The sequence below is a fragment of the Azospirillum sp. B4 genome (genome assembly GCF_000333275.1).
Lineage (GTDB): Bacteria > Pseudomonadota > Alphaproteobacteria > Azospirillales > Azospirillaceae > Nitrospirillum.
The window spans coordinates 1-1,603 of record NZ_BACU01000058.1 but is presented as its reverse complement, the minus strand read 5'-3'; the positions used below and the strand labels follow the sequence as shown (position 1 = coordinate 1,603).

At 69.4% G+C, this 1,603-nt stretch carries 1 protein-coding gene, 2 tRNA genes and 1 pseudogene; 3 read left to right on the top strand and 1 reads right to left on the bottom strand.

Annotated features, from left to right (window positions below; genetic code table 11):
* A partial coding sequence (locus tag I55_RS02305; RefSeq protein ID WP_083900782.1) for a Ppx/GppA phosphatase family protein occupies positions 1 to 896 on the bottom strand: 896 nt, incomplete at its 3' end.
* A gap of 354 nt (positions 897 to 1,250) precedes the next feature.
* Between I55_RS02305 and I55_RS02300 the strand changes: the two genes are divergently transcribed.
* From I55_RS02300 to I55_RS38120, 3 genes and pseudogenes are all read left to right on the top strand, one after another.
* Positions 1,251 to 1,324, top strand: a tRNA-Gln gene (locus I55_RS02300).
* A 71-nt stretch (positions 1,325 to 1,395) separates the two neighbouring features.
* Positions 1,396 to 1,469 (top strand) — tRNA-Gln (locus I55_RS02295).
* Between the two features lie 32 nt (positions 1,470 to 1,501).
* Positions 1,502 to 1,597, top strand: a pseudogene (locus I55_RS38120) (DUF2493 domain-containing protein); the annotation flags it as partial.
* Between the last annotated feature and the right edge of the window lie 6 nt (positions 1,598 to 1,603).

Here is a 1,603-nt window from a genome sequence, read left to right as displayed (position 1 = left end):
GCCCCGTCCTGGCCGAAGCAGGGATGGGCCGACCGGCCGGCATAGTCCAGGCACAGCAAGAACTTGCTGATGGCGCGCGCCTCGTCCAGCCCCAGCCAGGAACCATCGACCTGCGACCGGTCGTAGCGGGTCAGGCCCAGGCGGATGCCCGCCAGGGTGGTGACGGTGCCGGACGTGCCCAGCATCTGCACCCGGCCGGCCGCCACCTCGCGCCGGATGTCATTGCGAGCGTCGAAGTCGGCCAGGGCGGCGCCCACCGTCTCCACCATGCCGCGATAGGCTTCCGGCAGGACGCGGTCGCCGCCGAAGGTCTCCGTCAGGCTGACCACGCCTTGCGGCACGGACACCTGGTCGATCAGGGTGGGCCGGCCCCGGTGGAAGGACAGCCACATGATCTCGGTGGAGCCGCCGCCGATGTCGAACACCAGGGCGCGTGGAATGCGGCGGTTCAGCAGGGCGGCGCAGCCGGCCAGCGCCAGCCGCGCCTCCTCCTCCGCCGAGATGATCTCGATGCGGATGCCGGTCTCTTCCGCCACGCGGTCGATGAAGGCGGTGCAGTTGGCGGCCCGGCGGCAGGCCTCCGTCGCCACGGCGCGCAGGTCGGTGACGCCGCGCCGGCGCATCTTGTTGCCGCAGATCTTCAGGGCCGCCACCGTGCGGGCCATGGCCTCGTCCGACAGGGCGTTGGTGCGGCTCAGCCCCTCCCCCAGCCGGACAATGCGGGAGAAGGCGTCGATGATGCGGAAGCCCTCCCGCCCCGGGCGGGCAATCAGCAGGCGGCAGTTGTTGGTGCCCAGGTCCAGTGCCGCCAGGACCGGCCGTCGCAAAGGCTCACCCGGGCCCGCGCCCCGGGGGGCGCCGGCATCCGGCAGGGGCTGAACGCCCGTATCACTCATCGCCGAACCAGCCTTTTCCATCACGGGCCCGCCGGAGCGGGCATCACCGCCGCCAGTCCTGCGCCCGGTCAGCCGCCCTGGACCAGATGGTTTCGGGGGCGCCCCGGCGCCGGCGCGGCACACAGGAACCCATCCTAGACCAGGAAACCGCCGCCGCACCACCACCCTCGCGCACGCGGCAGCGCCCCGCAATTCGACCATCGGGGTGCCTTGCACCGGGCGTCCGAGCGGCGCGGGGGCCATTCCGGTTCCGTCAAAAAAATTCCAAGAAAAGGCTACCCATCCCCCATGAGGGGTGTTATAAGCCGCGCCGTCCGACGGACATGGAGGCAAACGCCGCCGCGTCCGTTCTGCTGGGGGATCGTCTAGCGGTAGGACTACGGACTCTGACTCCGTCAACCTTGGTTCGAATCCAAGTCCCCCAGCCAATTTCTTCCGCGACAGCTCCGGTCACCTGGGCACAGGCGCCGATCCAGGCGTCATCGCGGTTCCGTCCTGCTGGGGGATCGTCTAGCGGTAGGACTACGGACTCTGACTCCGTCAACCTTGGTTCGAATCCAAGTCCCCCAGCCAATTTCTTCCGCGACAGCTCCAGTCACCTGGGCATCGCCTTCCCCGGTTCAGGCATCACCCAGAACCTCGCCGACAAGGCGCGAGGCATGGGCATACCGGTGTGGAAATTCGGCAAGGGGGGCGCGTGATGCGTC